This is a genomic window from Actinobaculum sp. 313, from assembly GCF_003073475.1.
GTDB lineage: Bacteria > Actinomycetota > Actinomycetes > Actinomycetales > Actinomycetaceae > Asp313.
This window is the reverse complement of the sequence record NZ_CP029033.1, coordinates 787,967-806,160: the sequence shown is the minus strand read 5'-3', so window position 1 is coordinate 806,160 and position 18,194 is coordinate 787,967. Positions and strand designations below refer to the sequence as shown.

Genomic DNA, 18,194 nt, shown 5'->3' with positions numbered 1-18,194 from the left:
GATACTCAACGGGGCGCTGTCGCCGACAATACGCACGCTGACCTCCTCAGTGCGTTTGATCAAGTCTGACCTAAATTACACCCGTGTTATCCCCAAAAAGTCAAGAGGAAAGCCAATTCTGCTCCCATTTCTCGGCCCTTGCCATACCCGATGGAAACAGTTTGCACCGCTTTACAGGGAGATTTTCAGTCAGCGCAAAGCTAAAGTGTGATCTAATCCACTTTACGTGATCTTTATGCCCGTTGCGATCACGGCTCGCGCGGGAATCTCTCCCTCCGATAGCACCCGCCACCATCTCCGCCCGCCCTCACACAAGAACATGCCTGCGCGTCTCGGCCCAACAGAGGCCAGCGCCGGGGCTCTCACCGAAAGAACGTGGGAAGATGGAGGCATGAGTGAAACCGCAGCTGAATTGGCGGACCTTGCAGAGGAGGCCGCCCGCAACGTCGGCCCCTACCTAACCGATGCATTCCTCGATCCCGGCCGTATTGACCTGAAACTCGATTTTCACGACGTGGTCACCGTACACGATAAGGAATCGCAGCGGCGTCTCTGCGCCACGCTGTTCTCCGGTGCACCCGGTTCTCTGATCCGGGGCGAGGAGGAGGACGGCTTGCTCGACCGCGATGGTCGGGCCCGCACGGCCACCGACGACGACGTCGTGTGGTACGTCGATCCCATCGACGGCACATCGAACTTCGCCACCGGCTTCGATCACTGGTGTGTCTCAATCGCTGCCGCTCGCGGTGGCGAGCTCATTGCGGCGGTAATTTACCAGCCGACGCTCGGGATTCTCTACCGAGCGGATGATTCGGGTGCCTTTCGCAATGGGCAACGTCTCGCCGTACGACGCGCACCATTAAATGAAGGGGTGGTGGCCACCGAGTTCCCCTCGCCGCGCGTTCCCGACAAGCAGCAAGCGGCGGCCGACTTCACCCGACTGGTTGGAACTGCGCGTTCCACTCGTCGCTGCGGTTCCACGGCGCTTGCCTTAGCCGAGGTGGCAGCCGGTCACTTCCTGGCGACCTTCAACCGGGGCACGCACCCGTGGGATGTAGCCGCCGGCATTCTGTTAGTCCAACGTGCAGGAGGGTTCTACCTGGGCTGCGACGACGACGGACCGTTGTATCGGCGTAATCTCGCACTGGCGCCAAATTTCGCCGCCGCTGCCACGCTGGACGCCGCGAACTTCTGCCTCGATGTGCTCGGTCGCCCCGACCTACATGCAGGCGAAGGGGAAAGTGCGAACCGTGCCTGACATCGTCCCGGCGGGCGCACCCCGGCCGCTGAGCACCAACGCGTCCGGCGAGACCGCCCGCATGGCCAGCGCGCTCGGGGTGTACACGCGGCTGCTTGGCCTCGGTACCCGCCCCGCCTTGACCTGGTATGGGAGAGATGGCCGTACCGAGTTGTCCGGCAAGGTCGCTTCCAATCATCTGGCGAAAATCGTCGGTTATCTGGCGGATGACATCTGGGTCGCGCCGGGTGAGACGGTTCGCTTAGACCTTCCCGCGCACTGGAAACAAGTGCTGTGGGGGCTCGGTGCCTTCCTGGCGGGAGCAGTGGTGCAGCTGACCGACAACGATGCACCCGCCGTCGCCTTGGTTACCGCAACACCGCAACGGCCGCCGACTTCGCCACCTCCCGAGCCGACAGGCCTCGCCGTTCTTTCCGCCGGGCCGTCGGGCGCGGGAACCGGCGGGGCGGAAAACGTCTCTGTGCAGCCCGAGCTTATCCCTGGCGCCGAAGTTCTCGCTCTTGATCTGGCTCCACTGGCGTTTGCCTGGAGCGGACCGCCCCTGCCACCTGCGGTACATGATGCCAGCGCGGAAGTACTCGGCGCGCCCGATCAGCTGCTGGATAGCTCGCTACACGAAGCATCCAATTTCGCAGCCTGGCACGGGCGCGGCGCCCTGGTTCCGGAAGCGGCCGCCGCACATGCTACCGACGGAGACGAACGTCGGGAGGAGGCGAATCCGGCCACTCGGCGAAATATCGCCATGGCCAAGCGACCCGCCGCTGATCGTGGTACCAACCAAGGTCTCGTCGACTCTGAAAAGAAGAACGACTCCCGTCTGCTGCTGATCTCCCCCACCCCGCGTCAGGCACTGGCCGCGGCAGCCTGGCAGCTCGGGCGCGGCAGCCTCGTCGTCGTGGAAAGCGACTCACAGGCGAAAGACCCGCGGGATATTGCACAAATAGAGGGCGCGAAGATCGCACGTCCGCCGCGAATATAGGGAAGAATAGCCACATGCGCGGAATTATTCTAGCCGGCGGGTCCGGCACTCGACTCAATCCGATTACCCTGGGCACCTCAAAACAGCTGGTACCCGTATACGACAAGCCGATGGTGTACTACCCCATGTCCACCCTGATGCTTGCCGGAATTCAGGACATTCTGGTGATTACCACGCCGGAGGATGCTCCCGCTTTCCATCGGCTGCTGCGCGATGGCTCGCAATTCGGTATCAATATCTCCTTCGCCGTGCAGGAGGTTCCTAACGGCCTGGCCCAGGCCTTCGTTATCGGCGCCGACTTCATAGGTGATCAGCCGGCGGGGTTGGTACTGGGCGACAACATCTTCTACGGTCCCGGCATGGGAACACGGCTGCGCCGTCACGTCGATCCCGACGGCGGCGCTGTCTTCGCCTACCATGTCAGCGATCCACGCGCCTACGGCGTTGTCGAATTCGACGAGAACTTCACCGCCCTCTCCATCGAGGAGAAGCCCGCGCGTCCAAAGTCGAATTACGCGGTACCCGGGCTGTACTTCTACGACAATGACGTGGTGCAGATCGCGCGCGATCTCAAACCGTCGGCACGCGGCGAGTACGAAATCACTGACGTCAACCGCGTGTATCTAGAGGCGGGGAAGCTGCAGGTTGAGGTACTGCCACGCGGCACCGCCTGGCTGGATACGGGCACTTTCGATTCCCTGGCGGATGCCACCGGTTTCGTGCGTACCGTGGAGGCGCGCCAGGGGCTGAAGGTGGGAAGCCCGGAGGAAGTCGCCTGGCGTATGGGCTTCCTCAGCGATGACGAGCTGCGGGAGCGTGCTGCGCCACTGGTGAAGTCGGGCTACGGCCAATACCTGCTCAGCCTGCTCGAACAGGAATAGCGCCGCGCGGCCGCCGCGAGCCATGAGGCGAGCAGGGCCGGGTGTACCGGTCCGCAGAAACTGCGCGACCGCTATGCGACAGTGAGCACTCGCCGCCCGTACTTAGGCAACTTGGGATAAGCACGAGCGGCACCTTCGTGACAGCGCAGCGCCCGCGGCGCTGTCACGCCCGATGCTTCCTCCGGGCTACTGACACCTCCGGTCACGTACGCCGCCTGCCACCACCGGCACGACCACGGCGACCCCGAGTGCCAGTACGCCCCCGCAAGCGGTGACGACAAGCCACGCGGGATCCAACCCGGCCACCAGCGACCAGCGATCCCAGTCGATACCGAAGGCACCGGATGGGTAGCACACGTGCGCCCACGCCCACAGGGAACAGGCGGACACGAGGAAGCCGACCACGCCCACGATGGTCTGCACACGCGAGCGCGCAGGCAAATCTGCCACACCGTTTATCGACCTCGCTGCGCGACGCCGATCAGGCAGCGCCATCGCCACCGCCACAATGGCCAACAGTCCCACGATGCCGGGAAATAGGTACCTCCCCTGCACCCCGGCCACGACGCCCGTGTGCGCATAGGCACGCCAGGAGACGCCGAGCAAAACCAGCAGGGTCAGCGGGTAGTAGGCGAGCAGTACGCCGAGGCGTAGGCGTTCTCTGCCGCGAACGAAGGCCACGAGTACCAAGGCAACAGTACCGATTTCCAAAACAAGCAGCAGCGGCAGTGGAAGTTGCCATTCCAACCAGCCGAGTTTCCCCCAGGAGGAGTGCAGAAGCGTGGGCCCGCCCGTTCGTAGAAAATAGCCCACCTGTGGGTTCACGTTGGCGGTCTCCCGCATCATCCCATCGGGTTGAAGCTGGCCGAAGGCGATAAGATTCCGCACCCACCAGAAGCCTCCCACGAGCACCCCGAGGCCCCCTGCCGCCGTCGCGCGAATCAGTCGGCGTGAGAGTGGGCCGATTGAGCCGTTGCTCAAGAACGCAAGCCCGACAACCAACCCCATGGGTAGGAAGAGTCCTTTCGTCCAGAGCCCAAGCCCCAATGCGCATCCGGTCGCCACAACCGAACGCCACGAGCCGGTACCGAACGCTGCTGCGGCACAGGCAGCGATGGTCACTGCGCCCGCACCCACACTCAGTGAGTCATTGCTGACCGCTGCGGTTACAAAGGCCAGTTGCGGGACGAAGAAAACCAGCGTGCCGGCGGTGAGCGACCAGTGCCTCGCCAGTCCTATCCTCCGCGCCGCGTAGACCAGGCATGGCACCACGGGAGCAGACAGCACGACGCTGAACAGACGCAGGAAGAGCAGTTGACGATCCCACGCCCAATCACTTCCTCCGACGGTGCGGAGCAGTCGCCCGGCCATCCAGTAGTACAGCGGTGGGTGCTGCGTCATTTGGTCACGAGTTTCGGCGCGCGAGTCCCCCGTGTAGCGCACATGTAGGCGGCTATTGTGCGGCGTAATCACCGCGTCGTAAAACGATGGAACGGCTTCGGTTTCTTGCAGGACCGTCCTGTCCCGCCGGGAGGTACCCACCACTCCATCCACGAGTACACCGGCTTCGGTGGCCGCCTGCATTACTCCTTCCTCCATGCCCGCCGTGCCGACCGCGGGCCAGTCGAAGGTTGTCGCGCCGCGCAAGACGGAGTTGTAATGTGTCGGTTCATCCGGGGTGCGGAAAGGCGGTGTCACAATGGCCCACACTGCCTGCCATGTCATAAACGCCAGGGTCAGCAGGATCGCACAGCGGATAAAGGCGCGCCGCGAGATTCTCTCGGCCGGTCGGCCCTCTTGCGCGGAGCTCGCCCAGGACTGCGGCCCGTCAGTCGAAGCACCGGTGGAGGAAAAGTGGGCGTCGCCGTCGTCCATCAGCGGCTGCCGCTGCCGTCCGTCTCCACTGGCGGAGCCGCATGTTTGGCAGTTGCGCGCCGCATTCCCGCGGCCGCCGCAACCCCGAGAACAATATCCGCCAGTGTGGTGAATACGCGCGAGAGGAGCACCACCACAAGGATTGCCCCCTGGCTCACCGCCGCCGTCGCCAATACGGCGCCCAGCGCAACTTCCCGCACTCCTACTCCGGCGGGAACGAAGAAGATGAGGAAGCCCACAGTCCAACCGAGCGCGTATCCTCCAGTTGCGAGCATGAAGGTGGAGAGATTTGCTGTCATCCCCACATGAGTGAGCATCAGCCACAGTTGCACACCCATGACGAACCAAGAAAGAAACGCCCATCCGGCAGCGCGCACGGTAGCCGACCAAGAGATATCAGTCTCCAGGGGTTCGCGGCGCATGAGCCGCAGCGCCAGGCCAACAAGGCGATTAAGCACGGGGGGCAGTAGCACCGCGATGCCCGCGGGAACCACCACAACGATCCACCAGTATCGCGAGAGCAATCCAGAGGGTCCGAACACGACTGCCAGACCCGCCAGGATCATACCGGTGACGATTGAGATGATGATCGAGATCAGCAAGGCGCATACGGAACGTCGTCGAGAGATCGCGTAGTCGCGCCCCACCTCCGCCGCAGCCACAAAGTTCCACACGCCGCCGGGAAGGTATTTCGCCACCTGCGAGGTGAAGAAGATGCGGCGCGCGACGACGCGATCCACCGGTGCCCCGGTTGCGTTGAGAATCACTCGCCAGGAGAGCATGGTCAGCGGCACGAAGATGAACGAAGCTAACGTAGCCCCGGCCACTACCCACAGCGGAAGTCGGGTGAGCGCCTCACCCACCTCGACCCGGTACTTGAGAATGGCCCAGATGGCCGCTACCAGTGCGAGCAGCAGGAATCCAGTGCGGAATGCACGCGATTGGAAGATCCGCAGTAGTTTCGTCAGCACGGTCACTCCAGGAAGTTACCAGATCGATATGCGGAAGCCCTCATGCGTTTATCCATTCCCACATTCGCCTCACACCGAGCGGCAGCTGTGTTGCCGCACGCCAACCGAGCTCACGTTCAATGAGGGTGCTATCGAGCTTGGACGAGGTCAAATCAAATCCGCGTCCCTGCTCATAAATGACATCGAAATGCGCGCCGGTCGCCGTTCGGACGATGTGGAGAAGATCTGCAAGTGATGTGGCCGTACCCGATCCCACGTTGTAAATGTGCTGCGTCACATCCGTAGCATTGTTCGCTACCGCTACGACGGCCGCCGTAATGTCGTCAACAAAAACGTAGTCGCGCGCAGAGGCGGGATTGCCGTACACGGTAATCGGCTCCCCTCTGCTGATGGCATGCAACCAGTATCCGAGCACGCCCTGTGCATTGTGCGCTCCCTGACCCGGCCCATACGCATTCGCGACGCGGAGAATAACGGCCCGATCACAGGCGGCAAGCACCACCTGCTCCAACTCGACCTTCAGGCGGCCGTAGGCGGACTCGGGATGAAGCGCATCGCACTCGCGATGGTTCGTGCTACCTCCGCCGTAAACCGTTCCCCCGGAAGAAAGGAACACCACTCGAGACTGAGGAGCAGCGGCCCGCAAGGCGTCAAGAGTGACGGTCACCTCATCGAGCTCCTGCTGCACGAGTTCCGGATGCTGGGCCGCAACAGCTGGCGTGTTGCGTGTTGCCGCCCACACAACCAGGTCAATATCGTGCGCCTCAGAGGCGATGACTCCTCGCGCTAGCAGGAGCGGTTTCTCAAGTGAGAAGACCTCCACTTCCCAGCCGTTGCCTCGTAAGGCCTCGGCGATCCGAGAACCAAGAAAACCGGTTCCGCCGACAACACCGACGCGTCCACGCGGCCGTGTCCATTCCGGGACACCGCCGCCCGGATGCTCCTCGTGAAGACCTTCCAAGCTCACGGCCTCTCCTGCGTCGCAACATCTCTCAGAAGACTGTAGTACGCTCGCCCCATCGCCTCCGTCGAGTGCTTGGAGGCAACTTCACGAGCGGCTGCGCCGAACGCGGCCCGTTCCTGTGATTCGGTGACCAGCCGAGTCACGGCACTGGCGAGTCGTTCGCTGTCACCGGGAGGCACGAGGATTCCATTACGTCCGTCGACAACAACTTCGTTGATGCCCGGTAGGTTTGAGGCGATCACCGGGAGTCCCGCGCACATCGCCTCCAACATGGCGACCGGCAGACCGTCTTGATCCCCTGAATCGGCTGGCACGGACGGAGTGATGATCATGTCCGCACCCGCGTAGGCGTCGCGTAACCGCTCCTTGGATAGTGCGCCAACGAACTCCACCGGTAAATCGACGGCCGCCTGTCGTAGTTCTTCCCGCAGCGGGCCATCGCCAACAACGGTCAACCTCCACAATGCTTCCTCCGGAACACGGCGCAATGCCTCCAGAAGGACGGCGAGGCCTTTTTTGGGAACAAGTCTACCGACGAAGAGTAACCGGACTTCTCTGCGGTCTTGGTGGGTGGCCGGGCGAATACCGGAAAGATCGGCACCCATGGGCATAATATGGACGCGATCTGATTCCGCTCCTAGCCGGATCACTCGAGACCGCATATCCTGGTTCATCACAGTCACACCACGCGCATGTCTGATAATGCGTGACATCACGCGGTTGATGGGCCAGCGGTCCAAGGCGTAGAGATCGCCTCCGAGCGTGGTGAGCAGTGTGGGAGTGCGGCGTGCAGCCAACAATGAAATCAATCCTTGCGGAATGATCCAGTGGGCATGAACAACGTCGGGACGGAACTCCCGTACCGCACGGCGAGTCGCGTTCCACTCCGCCACGAAGAATGGCAGCACCTGCAGGGCGCGGGAGGGCTTGGTGCGTAGATTCTCGTAAATGGCCCCCTCCGCGAGGTCCTGCCACGGCGCAGGGAAATAATGGAATCGCGAGACTATTGCACCACGGTAGCCTTCCTCATCGGCAGCGCCCCTTACTGCCGGTACAACGATTCGAACATCTGCATACCGTGCTACTTCGGACGCAAGATCGCCCACGAACTCAGGAGTTCCATCACCCTGATGGGCAGGAAAAGTGGACGCGAGTATCAAGACCCGAGGGCGACGCCTCGTGGCGCCTCGGCGCACGCTACCCATTTCGGCCACGCCCATACTCCCTTCCCTGCACCGAGCCGCGAGGAGTCCAAGCATACGTCTTCACAACTTGAGAGCATGTCTATGAACTGCACACGGCCTACCACATTATACTGACTACGCACGTCTCGGACTCCAATCACCCACGAGACGTCGCGAAATCGACGAGGAAGATCAGTTGTCACGTCCGAAGCGGGTGGCACGGCACTTCCGTACGTTCCACGCCCGTGCACGATCAGCGATCTCCCGATCTGCAATACGACGATACACCGCAGCCAATACCGCGCCGGACAAATTGTGCCAAATAGAAAAGACTGCCCCGGGTAAAGCGGCCTCGGGTGTGAAATATGTGGTGGCCAGTCCCGCCGCCAGACCAGAGTTCTGCATACCGACTTCAATCGAGACTGTTCGCGCTGCTCGCCCGGGCACACCAAGTAGCCACGCGAATCCGAAACCGCACACAAAACCGAGCAGATTGTGAATCACGACGGCGAGTAGAATAATCGCTCCAGCCGTTTTCACCGAAGCGGACGACGCCGCGACGACTCCGGCAATCGCAAGTGCCACGCCGACGGTTGAAAACCACGGAAGTACAGGTAGAACCCGCTCCACCGCTCGAGGCAGCAGCATCCGCAACGTCAGTCCACCGATCACGGGAATCAACACAATCCGTGCAATGGTACCCGCCATACCGAGCGCGTCCAGAGGCATATAAGCCCCCGCCAACCACTTGGTCAGTAGAGGGGTAAAGATGGGAGCAAGAATCGTTGATACCGCCGTCATGGTGACCGACAATGCGACGTCGACCCTAGCCAGGTACGCAATAACGTTGGACGCGGTGCCTCCCGGTGCGCAACCGACTAAGATGACACCCACAGTGACCGCTGGTGACAGCCGCAGCACATGCGCAACGAGCACCGCCAAGAGTGGCATCAAAATGAACTGCGCCACCACTCCCACCAGAATCGGGCGCGGTCGGGTGAGGACCAACTTGAAGTCCTGCACTGTCAGAGTCAACCCCATACCGAACATGATGACTCCCAGAAGCTGATTGATATGAGGCGTCAGGTGCCCGGCACTACTGGGAGAAATCAATGCCCACGCGGCAACCCCTACGATAATGAGGGGAAAAACCATGACTGCCGTAAGTGCGCTCTTCTCCGCAGGGTCTTGTCTCATCCGCGTTCCTCCGACCTGTATCTCTCCCGATGTGGACGCTCAACTCTAGCCTCCTGCTGTACAGTATCGCCATCCTTTTCAGGCATCGCGAGTGCCGGTGACAGCGTTTGGGCGTACCCACCATCGCCTCTTGCCCGTCCATCTCGAAACAGAAACGGTGTCAGTACAGCCACGAGAAGCATCCCTACACCGAGCACAGCGGCGAGGCGGAGCCACCACAGCCCCAGTCCTGACGCGACGGACCACCGCAACCAATCGACGCCGAGTCGGCCCTCTTCCGCTGGATAGCACGCGCGTAACCAGAGGAGAAGCGAGTAGCCCGCCACACTGGAACTGATAATGCCAGGAATCATGTAGGGCCAGTTACGCTCGCCGCTACGCTCCAGGCGAGGCGCCCAGGCCATACCCGCCACCGCCAACATCCCTACGACAGCAGGAAAAAGGTACCTGCCCTGCAGCCCGGGCAGTGTTCCCGTCTGCGTATAAGCAGTCCAGGCCTGGACTATCAGCAGCGCGCCAGTCGCCGGGTAGAAGAGTATCAAGACCGCGCGCCGAAGCCTATCGTCACGGGGCTGATCCGTTTCCCCTTCCGGCACCCGCGCATGAGTGACAGCCCACGTCAAACAGCCCAATGCTCCCAATTGAAGGGCCAGAAGAAGTGGTTGCGGCAGCGGGAACTCAAGCCAACCGAGTCGCCCCAAGAGGTATCCGCCAGGCCGCGGAGCGAGGCCTGAATGAAATAAAAGACATCGCTCCCCTCGCCACTCTGGGTTCGTTCCAGCCCCGCCGGCTGCAGGACGCCGTACAGCACGAGGTTGCGCCCCCACCAGAACCCGCCGAGAAGGACTCCCATTCCTCCCGCCGCCAGAGCTCGCAGTAAGCGGCGGCCACATGATCCTATTCGAGGATTGACCAGGAAGGCGCATCCCACCACTAGACCCATGGGAATAAAAGTCCCTTTGCTCCACAATCCCACGCCCAATGCAGTTCCACTGGCAAAAACGGCGTACCAAGAGCCGGAATACGCTGCTGCAGCGCTCGCCGCGATGGCCACCGCACCGGCACCGATCGCCAAGTCGTCGTTAGTCACGGCTGCCGTATTGAAGGCAAGTTGGGGTACCAGGAAAACCGTTGCGGCAATTGCAAGCGCACAACGCCGCCCTGCGCCGAGACGACAAGCGGTGTACACCAGGCATGGTACTAGCGGAGCAGTAAGAAAGATCCCGAAAATCCGCAGGAAGAGTAGCTGCCTATCCCACGTCCACTCCATGCCACCCGCAAGCCGTAGAGCCTTGCCCGCCAACCAGTAATATAGCGGCGGGTGCTGAGTCATCTGGTCCCTTTCACCCGTCACCTCGGCATCACTATACATTCCAACAGAGCGCTGACCGTGTTCGACGATCAACGCTTCAGGGTACGGCAGAACGTCCCCGCCATTTGCCTGCACGTCTCCGCCGGCAACCTCACTGCGGTTCGCCTGGCTGAACAAATCCTGTTCAACAGTCGTCAAGCCGGACTCTCGCGCTGCATCCGCCACTGTTTGATTAAGGGCGGCCTCTCCAGGCGTCGGCCATTGGCCCGTTGCAGCCATACGTAGTACCGAGTTGTAATGCGCCGGTTCGTCCGGTGTCCGAAAACCAGGTGTCGCCACCGCCCAGACAATCTGCCACAACAGAAACGCCACCGTAAGGCAGAGCGTCGCATGTCGTATGCCAACTCTGCCACACACAGCAAGCACCATCCCCACCCCTCGCTCCTGCTTTCGACGTGCTAGTCAGCCCGGATTCGTGGCAGGGAGCAGCCGCCACGCTGATCGTCACTGCCGTCAGGAGCTCAGCCGAGCACAATGGGAGCCGCTTGCTTCCACCGGTCTCTCCAATCACCAATCGGTTCTACTCCGATGCGGCGTAACGCATCATGGCCCAGCACGGAGTAGTGCGGGCGCGGAGCGGCCCGATTGAAGGCCGCCGCAGTGGTTTCGTGCACCATGGCGGGATCCTTACCCGCCGCAGCGACGATCTCTTGAGCAAATCCGTGCCAATTGGTCTGCCCCGCAGAGGTGCCGTGATATATACCCGCCGGGGCGCCCGAACTTACAAGCCGGACAATCAGATCTGCAAGGTCAACCGTCCAGGTTGGTTGGCCCACTTCATCAGTGACAACGGTCAAAACGTCACGTTCCTGCGCGAGCCTTGCAATGGTAGCGGGGAAACTGCTTCCATTCTTCCCATAAAGCCACGCCGTGCGGACGATGAGGTAGTCATCCGTATTGGTCCGCACTGCCCACTCTCCGGCAGCCTTCGTGCGGCCGTAGGCACTTTTTGGTTCCAGGAGCCCATCTTCAGAGTAGGGCTCATCTGCTTCTCCGCCGAATACGTAGTCAGTGGAGATATGAATGAGCCGGGCGCCTATCTTTCTGCATCGCCGCGCGAGGATCTCCGGCCCCGTCGCATTGACGTTGAATGCAAGGTCTTCCTTCTCCTCCGCGGCATCAACGGCGGTGAACGCCGCGACATTCGCGACGACGTCGGCGCCGTTGACCACCCGCTCAACGCTGTGCGGGTCCGTGATATCCAGTTCATCTATGTCGACCGCAACAACGTCGTGGCCCTCTTCGCCGATACGAGCAACCAGATCGTGCCCGAGCATGCCGTTTGCACCCGCAACCAACCAGAGCATCGTTTCCACCGTTCTCTTAGACCTCATGGAACATGCCTATTGTAACGAGTGGAAACGCAACACACATTCCCATGCGCCACCGGACTAGAATAGTCAGATAACTGCGTGGCAAGAGATGACGCGACCGAAAGGAACAGCATGAGAGTCCGTGAACTGGCAATTGCCGGGGCCTGGGAAATCACCCCGAAACAATTCCCCGACGACCGGGGCGTCTTTCTTGAAGCCTACAAGGCCTCCGCTTTCGAAGAGGCGGTCGGCCATCGCCTTGATCTTCTCCAGGCCAATACCTCGGTGTCGAAGGCCGGTACCGTCCGTGGTATCCATTTCGCAGATATCCCGCCTTCGCAGGCGAAGTACGTGGTCTGCCCGCGCGGAGCGGTACTTGATTTCGCGGTTGATATCCGAGTCGGCTCCCCTACCTTCGGCAAGTGGGATTCCGTTCTCCTCGACGACGTCGACCGCCGGGCCATTTACCTCTCCGAGGGGCTCGGGCACTGTTTCGTTGCCCTTGAAGATCACTCAACCGTGCTGTACATGTGCTCCGCTCCCTATGCGCCCGGGCGCGAACACGGCGTCTCTCCACTCGATCCGCAGATTGGCTTGGTCTTCCCTGAGGTGAGCCGCGATAACCAACCACTTGAGCTGAAGCTGTCCGCCAAGGACTCCGCGGCTCCCACCTTGGCCGAAGCATCCGCGCAGGGGCTGCTTCCCAACTGGGACGAGGTCCAAGCCTTCATCGCGACACTGTAATGCTCGAAGCGGTTATCGTCACCTACAATCCCCAGGTGCGATGGGAGACCTATTGGACGCCTTGCACCGACAATGTGACGGCGTCGTCGTCGTGGACAACGGTTCTGGGTCGACCTCCCTGAAAGCACTGCGCGAAACGTGCAATGAGTACGGTAGCCATCTCCTCGAGCTTGGTGAGAATATCGGCATTGCCGCAGCGCAGAACCGAGGGATAACACTTGCCCGATCACACGGCGCCAGTTTTGTGCTCCTGTCTGATCACGACTCGATGCCAGCGCCGAATATGGTGGCGCTGTTAAGCGAAGCACTGCGGGAGGACCCGCAGATAGCTGCTGCCGGTCCTCTCCCCTACGAAGAGCGAGAGGGCGCCGACGAGCTCGTGTACATTGATCGCGGTTGGGCGCCCAAGCGCGCCACCCGGGAAGAATTGCGGCAGGACCGCCTCGATGTCGCATTCCTGATCGCTTCTGGCTGCCTCATACGGATGGAAGCGCTTGACGGTGTGGGGGCATGCGCGAGGACCTCTTCATCGACCACGTTGACCTTGAATGGGGAGTTCGTGCGCGAAGAGCCGGGTGGCGCCTCATCGTCGTTCCGGCAGCACGCCTAACGCATTCCCTCGGCGACGACGTGGTGATGCTTCCCGGACGTCGTCAACCGGTCCACGTTCACACCCCCGTGCGCAACTACTACATTCTTCGGAACACTATCGCCCTGATCAGGCAACAGGTGCTGCCACGCAAATGGCGCATCCGCTACACCTATTGGGCTCTCAAGTACATGGCGTTTAATGCATTCGCCGTGAATCGGCGGCGGGAGCGCCAACGCCTGATGGTCCGAGCCATTCGAGACGGCCTCTGGGGCGTCTTGGCCGCTTAACCTGACACCTACTGCACAGGTACGGCAACTCCCACCGGTATGTGCAAAGATCAGCTCAACTACTCAACATCGCGTGTAGGCAAAGCAGAGCGATGCAAGTGCGCACCGCCCGGTCACCCTCGCCGATTAGCCAACCGGGCACATCTATACCGCAGCCGTGTCAACTCCACACAGCGTTGCGGACAGCCTGCAAGAATGTCCTGCCGTAGCGAGTAGTTGGTTCGAGAATCGCACTCTCCGCCCACTCATTCCAGGCATTGATGAAGACCACACGATCTTGCGGTTCACGCGCAAGAACCGAACGCACCATGCCGGACATCCAGCGGTGGAATGTGTACGGGTTCGAACCGTACCACGCATCGGCCTTCCACTGGCGTCGCGCCGTGTTGTCGAATGCAACCATAACCCCCGGATACTCGTTGTCCATCAGGTCCGCAGCGGCATGCAACGAGGCATTGGCCGTGGCCTGATAGCTCATGAAATTCCCGCGCCAACGCGAATCGAGCCCGACTGCGGTGGCAGGACCGGCAACCCAGGGAAGGTTGTGCGGCGGGAATTGCAAAGTACCGTCAAGACCTGCCGACGCAAAGTCGTCCAACCCATCAAACTCTCGTGCCACTGCCACTGCAAGAATCTTCAATTCCCCAACGCCAGCACGCCTCGCACGATCCCGCCAGGTTCTCACTACCTGCGCGAAATCATCCATCTGTGCCGGGCGGTACACCGCCAGCACAGCCTTTCCATCCAGACGCATATACCGCGGGTCCAGCAGGAACTCCATCACATCGTCAATGAAATCTTCTGCGGGAACCTTCGAGTAGTCCTGCCCAACCAGCACATCTTCCGAGCGTCCATCCCAACGTCGCGTCCAGTTTTCATTGGCCCACATGATACAGAAGGGAAAAGCAATATCAGACTCCTTGAGCTTCTCAATCGGGAGGCTGAGAAGGCGCTCGCCCGAGAACCAGTAGTAGTAATACATGAATCCAGCGACACCGTGCGCAGCGGCAAGGTCTGCTTGCTCTTTACGCACGCTGTCAAGTGCCAGATCGTAGTACCCCAGTTCGGTGGGTTGCTTCGGCTGGTAGTGCCCCTGCCAGGCGGGAACCGCTGCCACAACGTTCGACCATTCAGTGAATCCACGCCCCCACCAACGGTTATTCTGCGGAGAATCGTGGAATTGCGGCAGATAGAACGGTACTACCTGCGCGTTCGCGATTCGTTGCGCATCACGTTCGAACCGTCGGTAAGCGGTTGGGTTTCGCCACCCCTCTCGCTTGAGTTGCGCCACATGAACCGGTTCAGCGATATTCAGTCCCGCCTCGTTAGTGAGAATACCGATGATTCGCTCAATCGCATGCGCAGTTGTCCCGTCAACCTGGCCAGCCTCCTCGTCGAAATCTGCAGCCTGGAGATTGAGTGCCCGCAGGCCCTGAAGCACGAAACCACGGGTCCAGTACATCGAACCGGAAGCGAACTGTAACTCGTCGGGTACGAGCGAGAGCTCAATGCGCCGCAACAACTGGTCGGCAATCCGTTGGTCACCTCCCCAGAACTGCTTACCAACAATTGAGTCGGTTGCCGTGAGGATACCGAGAGCAGCATCATCCGCAAAGGCATTGAGGATGTCTTGTACAGTTTCAGTGGACCCCACCAGATCGCCCAGGAACTGGTCTTTCCACGCGGCACCGTTGCCGACGAGTTCCGTGTGCTCCTCACGCCACGGACTCCGTTTCGTGTGCAGTTTGAGTATCAAGTCGTAGGGGTCCAGCGCGCCGGAGTTCACGATCTGAACAGTCGGGAAAATATCGCGTCCGTGATTCTCGACATCGACGACAACTGTGTGGCCGAGGTTCTTAATCTCGGGAATCGTGATCTTGTCACCTGAAGCATTGGTGATGAATAGATCAAAGTCCACGGGAATGTTGCGTAGGTGCTCGAATAACTCTGGCATGAGCTCGCTGTAGAAGCAATGGATCACCACGCCGATGCGCGCCGGATCCGGATTCTCGAACTGCGGATCAACCCTCCATTGGTCTGGAAAGCCGGAATCCTGCCTTCCCCCCTGCCTCTGTACAAAGTTCACGAAATCGGCACAATGCTCAGCGCGCGAACCGTGGATATTGCCGGTGGAGATCAGGTTGGCGGCCGCGTTGCGTGCTCGCGCTGCAACGTAAACCACGCGCCGGTGGAGGCCATTACTCGTCAGTCGCCGCATGATATTTCCTTTCTCACCAGTCGGTGACATCCACGTTGAAGGTCCGCTCGATATAACTCTTCGCCTCCACGCACTCTGCCAGTGTCGTTGGGTGGGTCATGATTGTCCGTTTCAGGAAGGGCACGCCAGACTCAATGAGCTTTTTCCACCCATCGACGGTCGGATTCCCGTAGGGAACGCCCAGGTCGGGGCCGGTGACCCATTCGTCCGAGGAGTACGCCTCGGAAAAACAGAGCCGTGAGGCGCCCAATTCATAGTGCAACACCACGTTATCCTTGTCAGGTTCCTCGCGGATATTGTTGAAGAAGTCGACCCACGGTTTCTCGGCTATGCAACCATTACGGAACGCCAGGAAGAAACTCTGGGTATGACGGGCGAACTGGTGCGAGGCGGTCAGCCCGCGAATATCTGGCCCCGGTTTAGCGGCCCACTCCAGCAGGTGGTCGATTGGCGCAAAGGGACCAAGGAGGGAATCATTCGTCAGGAGCACCACCGGTACATTTCGAATCTCCGGGACACAGCCGAGCGCAGTAGCCCATGACCCGAAATCGTAACCAACATTTGGACGCCGCATGACGACCGTGTTCTCCGGAAACCCGAAGGGAAACGCAAGTGGTTCCTCAGATTCGCAAGTGGAGACGACAATCGTCGCATACCCCGCTGCATCCAGCGCCGTCAGATACGTGGACAATGAACGCGACTGAACTGGTCCCATCGAGAACTGGGCCACAATAGCCACCCGCTCGCGTGTTACAAGATCCTGTCTCCGGCCTCTCTCAATGCGCACCCGGCCCCGCGAAAGCCCAGAAACCAGCGGACCGCGAGTTCTAAATCCGATCACCGCCTGATCGCCCTCCGCAGCACAGATTTAACGCCGCGCAACGGCGCGGTCATCTGCCACGACGACGAGTGCCGAAGCGCCTCAAGTTGTTCCCACGCACCGGCAAGTTTGCGCCTGCTGATGCGTAGATCCTTCTCAAGCTGCTCCACCTTCTGACCGAGTTCGGTCACCTGGCGCTGCGACTCTCGCAAGGCGGAGCGAAGCTTCCGAATCTCCTCATCTTGATGCGTCTCTCCTGACACTAGTTATCTCCCTCCGCAGCGATTCCTGCACGTCTGCTCCAGCTTCCGGACGGCAAGGTAACCAGCCCGGGTTCGTCCATAACGCGTCCACCACGAATCACGAGTTCCGTCTTCCGGTCCGAATAATCGAACATCAAGCCCTCACGCACGAAGCACGTGGTTATCCAGAAGCGACCGGGCTGGATTCGGATGGGATCCATTGTGTAATCGACGAAGGTCTCTTCGCCCGCATAAAGTGAGTAAAGGCGTCCCTTCGCTCGCGAATTGGGGCCGGCAATCGTAACGCCACCGTCCGTCGAGAAAGCGAGGCCGAGCTCCACATCGTGTAAATCCTTCTTAGCGCGCACGTAGACCCGAATTGTCGTTTTCTCTCCGGTGGTCGCGAAAGGAACCACTTCGCCGGAAGCATTCAGCAACTCCACGTGTGTCATGCGGCAGTCTCCGTTGCCCTGATTGAGCTTGTAGGAGTCATCCTCGGGGAACTCGTCGAGCTCGTCAACCGCCTGCTCGGCACGATTCCGCGCCTCTTTGGCATTAACCGCCTCGAGGTAGGCGGTAACGGTCTCGTCGGCACTACCAATCATCTGCACCTCGCCGTGATCGAGCCATACAACTTCATCACACATCTCCTGCGCCAGTGAAAGAGAGTGGGTGACCAATGCGATCGTCGTGCCGGAATCCCGCAGTTCACGCATGTAATCGAAGCACTTGCGCTGGAACTCTTCGTCACCCACCGCAATGATCTCGTCTACGATGAGTACCCGCGGTTTAATCGCGACGGCGACGGCGAAACCGAGACGAACTGTCATTCCCGAGGAATAGACCTTGACCGGTTGGTCGATGAAATCTCCAATATCGGCAAAATCTATGATCCACTCAAGGGTGTCTTCTATTTGCTTATGGCTTCGACCAAGGATCGCGCCATTTAAGAATATGTTCTCCCGCCCAGTAAGCTCCCCGTGAAATCCGGCGCCCAGCTCCAAAAGCGCGTCGACCTTATCCGACACGGCGACGGAACCGTTTGAAGGCCTGTATACGCCAGCCAGGATCTTCAACATCGTTGATTTACCCGAGCCGTTGTGTCCAATCAAGCCAAATGTCGTTCCTTTTTTGATCTTGAAGGAGACGTCATTCAGCGCTCGAAATGTGTGTTTGCTTCCCTGGGCTTTACCTCGAACAAAACGCTCCTTGAATGTGGAACGGCGATCCTGCTGCATCTCGAACACCTTCGAGACCGAATCAACGACAATCGCGTATTCTGCCTGCTCGCTCACAC

18 protein-coding genes are annotated in these 18,194 nt (G+C 60.3%); 6 read left to right on the top strand and 12 right to left on the bottom strand.

The window, feature by feature from the left end; all coding sequences use genetic code 11:
- Positions 1–391 precede the first annotated feature (391 nt).
- Genes DDD63_RS03410 through rfbA form a run of 3 tightly spaced genes read left to right on the top strand, consistent with a single transcriptional unit; the run spans position 392 to position 3,118 of the window.
- Positions 392–1,258, top strand: coding sequence for an inositol monophosphatase family protein (locus DDD63_RS03410; protein WP_164505440.1), 867 nt, complete (start codon positions 392–394; stop codon positions 1,256–1,258).
- Complete coding sequence (locus tag DDD63_RS03405) at positions 1,251–2,237, top strand: TIGR03089 family protein (RefSeq protein WP_108715189.1); 987 nt, start codon at positions 1,251–1,253, stop codon at positions 2,235–2,237. The genes DDD63_RS03410 and DDD63_RS03405 overlap by 8 nt, the downstream gene beginning before the upstream one ends.
- Before the next feature lie 14 nt (positions 2,238–2,251).
- Complete coding sequence (rfbA, locus tag DDD63_RS03400; RefSeq protein ID WP_108715188.1) at positions 2,252–3,118, top strand: glucose-1-phosphate thymidylyltransferase RfbA; 867 nt, start codon at positions 2,252–2,254, stop codon at positions 3,116–3,118.
- A gap of 186 nt (positions 3,119–3,304) precedes the next feature.
- Here the strand turns inward: rfbA and DDD63_RS03395 are convergent, their stop codons facing one another.
- From DDD63_RS03395 to rfbD, 8 genes are all read right to left on the bottom strand, one after another.
- Positions 3,305–4,993, bottom strand: a complete 1,689-nt coding sequence (locus DDD63_RS03395; protein ID WP_108715187.1) for a DUF2142 domain-containing protein — start codon at positions 4,991–4,993, stop codon at positions 3,305–3,307.
- The gene (locus DDD63_RS03390; RefSeq protein ID WP_240611401.1) at positions 4,993–5,970 is read right to left on the bottom strand and encodes a lysylphosphatidylglycerol synthase domain-containing protein; all 978 of its coding nucleotides are present in this window, start codon (positions 5,968–5,970) and stop codon (positions 4,993–4,995) included. Before DDD63_RS03390 ends, DDD63_RS03395 begins: the two co-directional genes overlap by 1 nt.
- A gap of 34 nt (positions 5,971–6,004) precedes the next feature.
- Positions 6,005–6,931: an NAD-dependent epimerase/dehydratase family protein gene (locus tag DDD63_RS03385; protein ID WP_108715186.1), complete on the bottom strand. Its 927-nt coding sequence runs from the start codon at positions 6,929–6,931 to the stop codon at positions 6,005–6,007.
- On the bottom strand, positions 6,928–8,034 hold the full coding sequence (locus DDD63_RS03380; protein WP_164505439.1) for a glycosyltransferase family 4 protein: 1,107 nt from the start codon (positions 8,032–8,034) through the stop codon (positions 6,928–6,930). Before DDD63_RS03380 ends, DDD63_RS03385 begins: the two co-directional genes overlap by 4 nt.
- A gap of 270 nt (positions 8,035–8,304) precedes the next feature.
- Complete coding sequence (locus DDD63_RS03375) at positions 8,305–9,309, bottom strand: bile acid:sodium symporter family protein (protein WP_108715184.1); 1,005 nt, start codon at positions 9,307–9,309, stop codon at positions 8,305–8,307.
- Positions 9,306–9,851, bottom strand: coding sequence for a hypothetical protein (locus DDD63_RS12205; protein WP_164505438.1), 546 nt, complete (start codon positions 9,849–9,851; stop codon positions 9,306–9,308). Before DDD63_RS12205 ends, DDD63_RS03375 begins: the two co-directional genes overlap by 4 nt.
- A gap of 77 nt (positions 9,852–9,928) precedes the next feature.
- A complete protein-coding gene (locus tag DDD63_RS03365; RefSeq protein ID WP_164505437.1) occupies positions 9,929–10,993 on the bottom strand; it encodes a DUF2142 domain-containing protein in 1,065 nt (354 codons plus the stop codon).
- Positions 10,994–11,142: 149 nt separating this feature from the next.
- Positions 11,143–11,988, bottom strand: coding sequence for a dTDP-4-dehydrorhamnose reductase (rfbD, locus tag DDD63_RS03360; RefSeq protein ID WP_108716629.1), 846 nt, complete (start codon positions 11,986–11,988; stop codon positions 11,143–11,145).
- A 138-nt stretch (positions 11,989–12,126) separates the two neighbouring features.
- Between rfbD and rfbC the strand changes: the two genes are divergently transcribed.
- Genes rfbC through DDD63_RS12755 form a run of 3 tightly spaced genes read left to right on the top strand, consistent with a single transcriptional unit; the run spans position 12,127 to position 13,617 of the window.
- Positions 12,127–12,738, top strand: a complete 612-nt coding sequence (gene rfbC, locus DDD63_RS03355; protein ID WP_108715181.1) for a dTDP-4-dehydrorhamnose 3,5-epimerase — start codon at positions 12,127–12,129, stop codon at positions 12,736–12,738.
- A gap of 40 nt (positions 12,739–12,778) precedes the next feature.
- Entirely contained in the window at positions 12,779–13,348 is a 570-nt protein-coding gene (locus tag DDD63_RS12760) for a glycosyltransferase (RefSeq protein ID WP_240611400.1), read from the top strand.
- The gene (locus DDD63_RS12755) at positions 13,249–13,617 is read left to right on the top strand and encodes a hypothetical protein (RefSeq protein WP_240611508.1); all 369 of its coding nucleotides are present in this window, start codon (positions 13,249–13,251) and stop codon (positions 13,615–13,617) included. Before DDD63_RS12760 ends, DDD63_RS12755 begins: the two co-directional genes overlap by 100 nt.
- A gap of 160 nt (positions 13,618–13,777) precedes the next feature.
- On the opposite strand, the gene DDD63_RS03345 is transcribed toward DDD63_RS12755, so the two are convergent.
- From DDD63_RS03345 to DDD63_RS03330, 4 genes are all read right to left on the bottom strand, one after another.
- Complete coding sequence (locus DDD63_RS03345) at positions 13,778–15,835, bottom strand: glycoside hydrolase family 99-like domain-containing protein (RefSeq protein WP_108715180.1); 2,058 nt, start codon at positions 15,833–15,835, stop codon at positions 13,778–13,780.
- A 13-nt stretch (positions 15,836–15,848) separates the two neighbouring features.
- Positions 15,849–16,574: a rhamnan synthesis F family protein gene (locus DDD63_RS03340; protein ID WP_240611398.1), complete on the bottom strand. Its 726-nt coding sequence runs from the start codon at positions 16,572–16,574 to the stop codon at positions 15,849–15,851.
- 98 nt (positions 16,575–16,672) lie between these two features.
- Positions 16,673–16,918 (bottom strand): methyltransferase, encoded by a 246-nt coding sequence (locus DDD63_RS03335; RefSeq protein ID WP_108715178.1) that lies wholly within the window; start codon positions 16,916–16,918, stop codon positions 16,673–16,675.
- The gene (locus DDD63_RS03330) at positions 16,918–18,192 is read right to left on the bottom strand and encodes an ABC transporter ATP-binding protein (protein WP_240611396.1); all 1,275 of its coding nucleotides are present in this window, start codon (positions 18,190–18,192) and stop codon (positions 16,918–16,920) included. Before DDD63_RS03330 ends, DDD63_RS03335 begins: the two co-directional genes overlap by 1 nt.
- Positions 18,193–18,194: the final 2 nt, after the last annotated feature.

Excerpts from the sequence above, each read along its gene's own strand:
- DDD63_RS03410 (WP_164505440.1), top strand. The coding sequence starts at position 392 with ATGAGTGAAACCGCAGCTGAATTGGCGGACCTTGCAGAGGAGGCCGCC.
- rfbA (WP_108715188.1), top strand. The coding sequence starts at position 2,252 with ATGCGCGGAATTATTCTAGCCGGCGGGTCCGGCACTCGACTCAATCCG.
- DDD63_RS03395 (WP_108715187.1), bottom strand. The coding sequence starts at position 4,993 with ATGGACGACGGCGACGCCCACTTTTCCTCCACCGGTGCTTCGACTGAC.
- DDD63_RS03375 (WP_108715184.1), bottom strand. The coding sequence starts at position 9,309 with ATGAGACAAGACCCTGCGGAGAAGAGCGCACTTACGGCAGTCATGGTT.
- rfbD (WP_108716629.1), bottom strand. The coding sequence starts at position 11,988 with ATGCTCTGGTTGGTTGCGGGTGCAAACGGCATGCTCGGGCACGATCTG.
- rfbC (WP_108715181.1), top strand. The coding sequence starts at position 12,127 with ATGAGAGTCCGTGAACTGGCAATTGCCGGGGCCTGGGAAATCACCCCG.
- DDD63_RS12760 (WP_240611400.1), top strand. The coding sequence starts at position 12,779 with ATGGGAGACCTATTGGACGCCTTGCACCGACAATGTGACGGCGTCGTC.
- DDD63_RS12755 (WP_240611508.1), top strand. The coding sequence starts at position 13,249 with ATGCGCGAGGACCTCTTCATCGACCACGTTGACCTTGAATGGGGAGTT.
- DDD63_RS03345 (WP_108715180.1), bottom strand. The coding sequence starts at position 15,835 with ATGCGGCGACTGACGAGTAATGGCCTCCACCGGCGCGTGGTTTACGTT.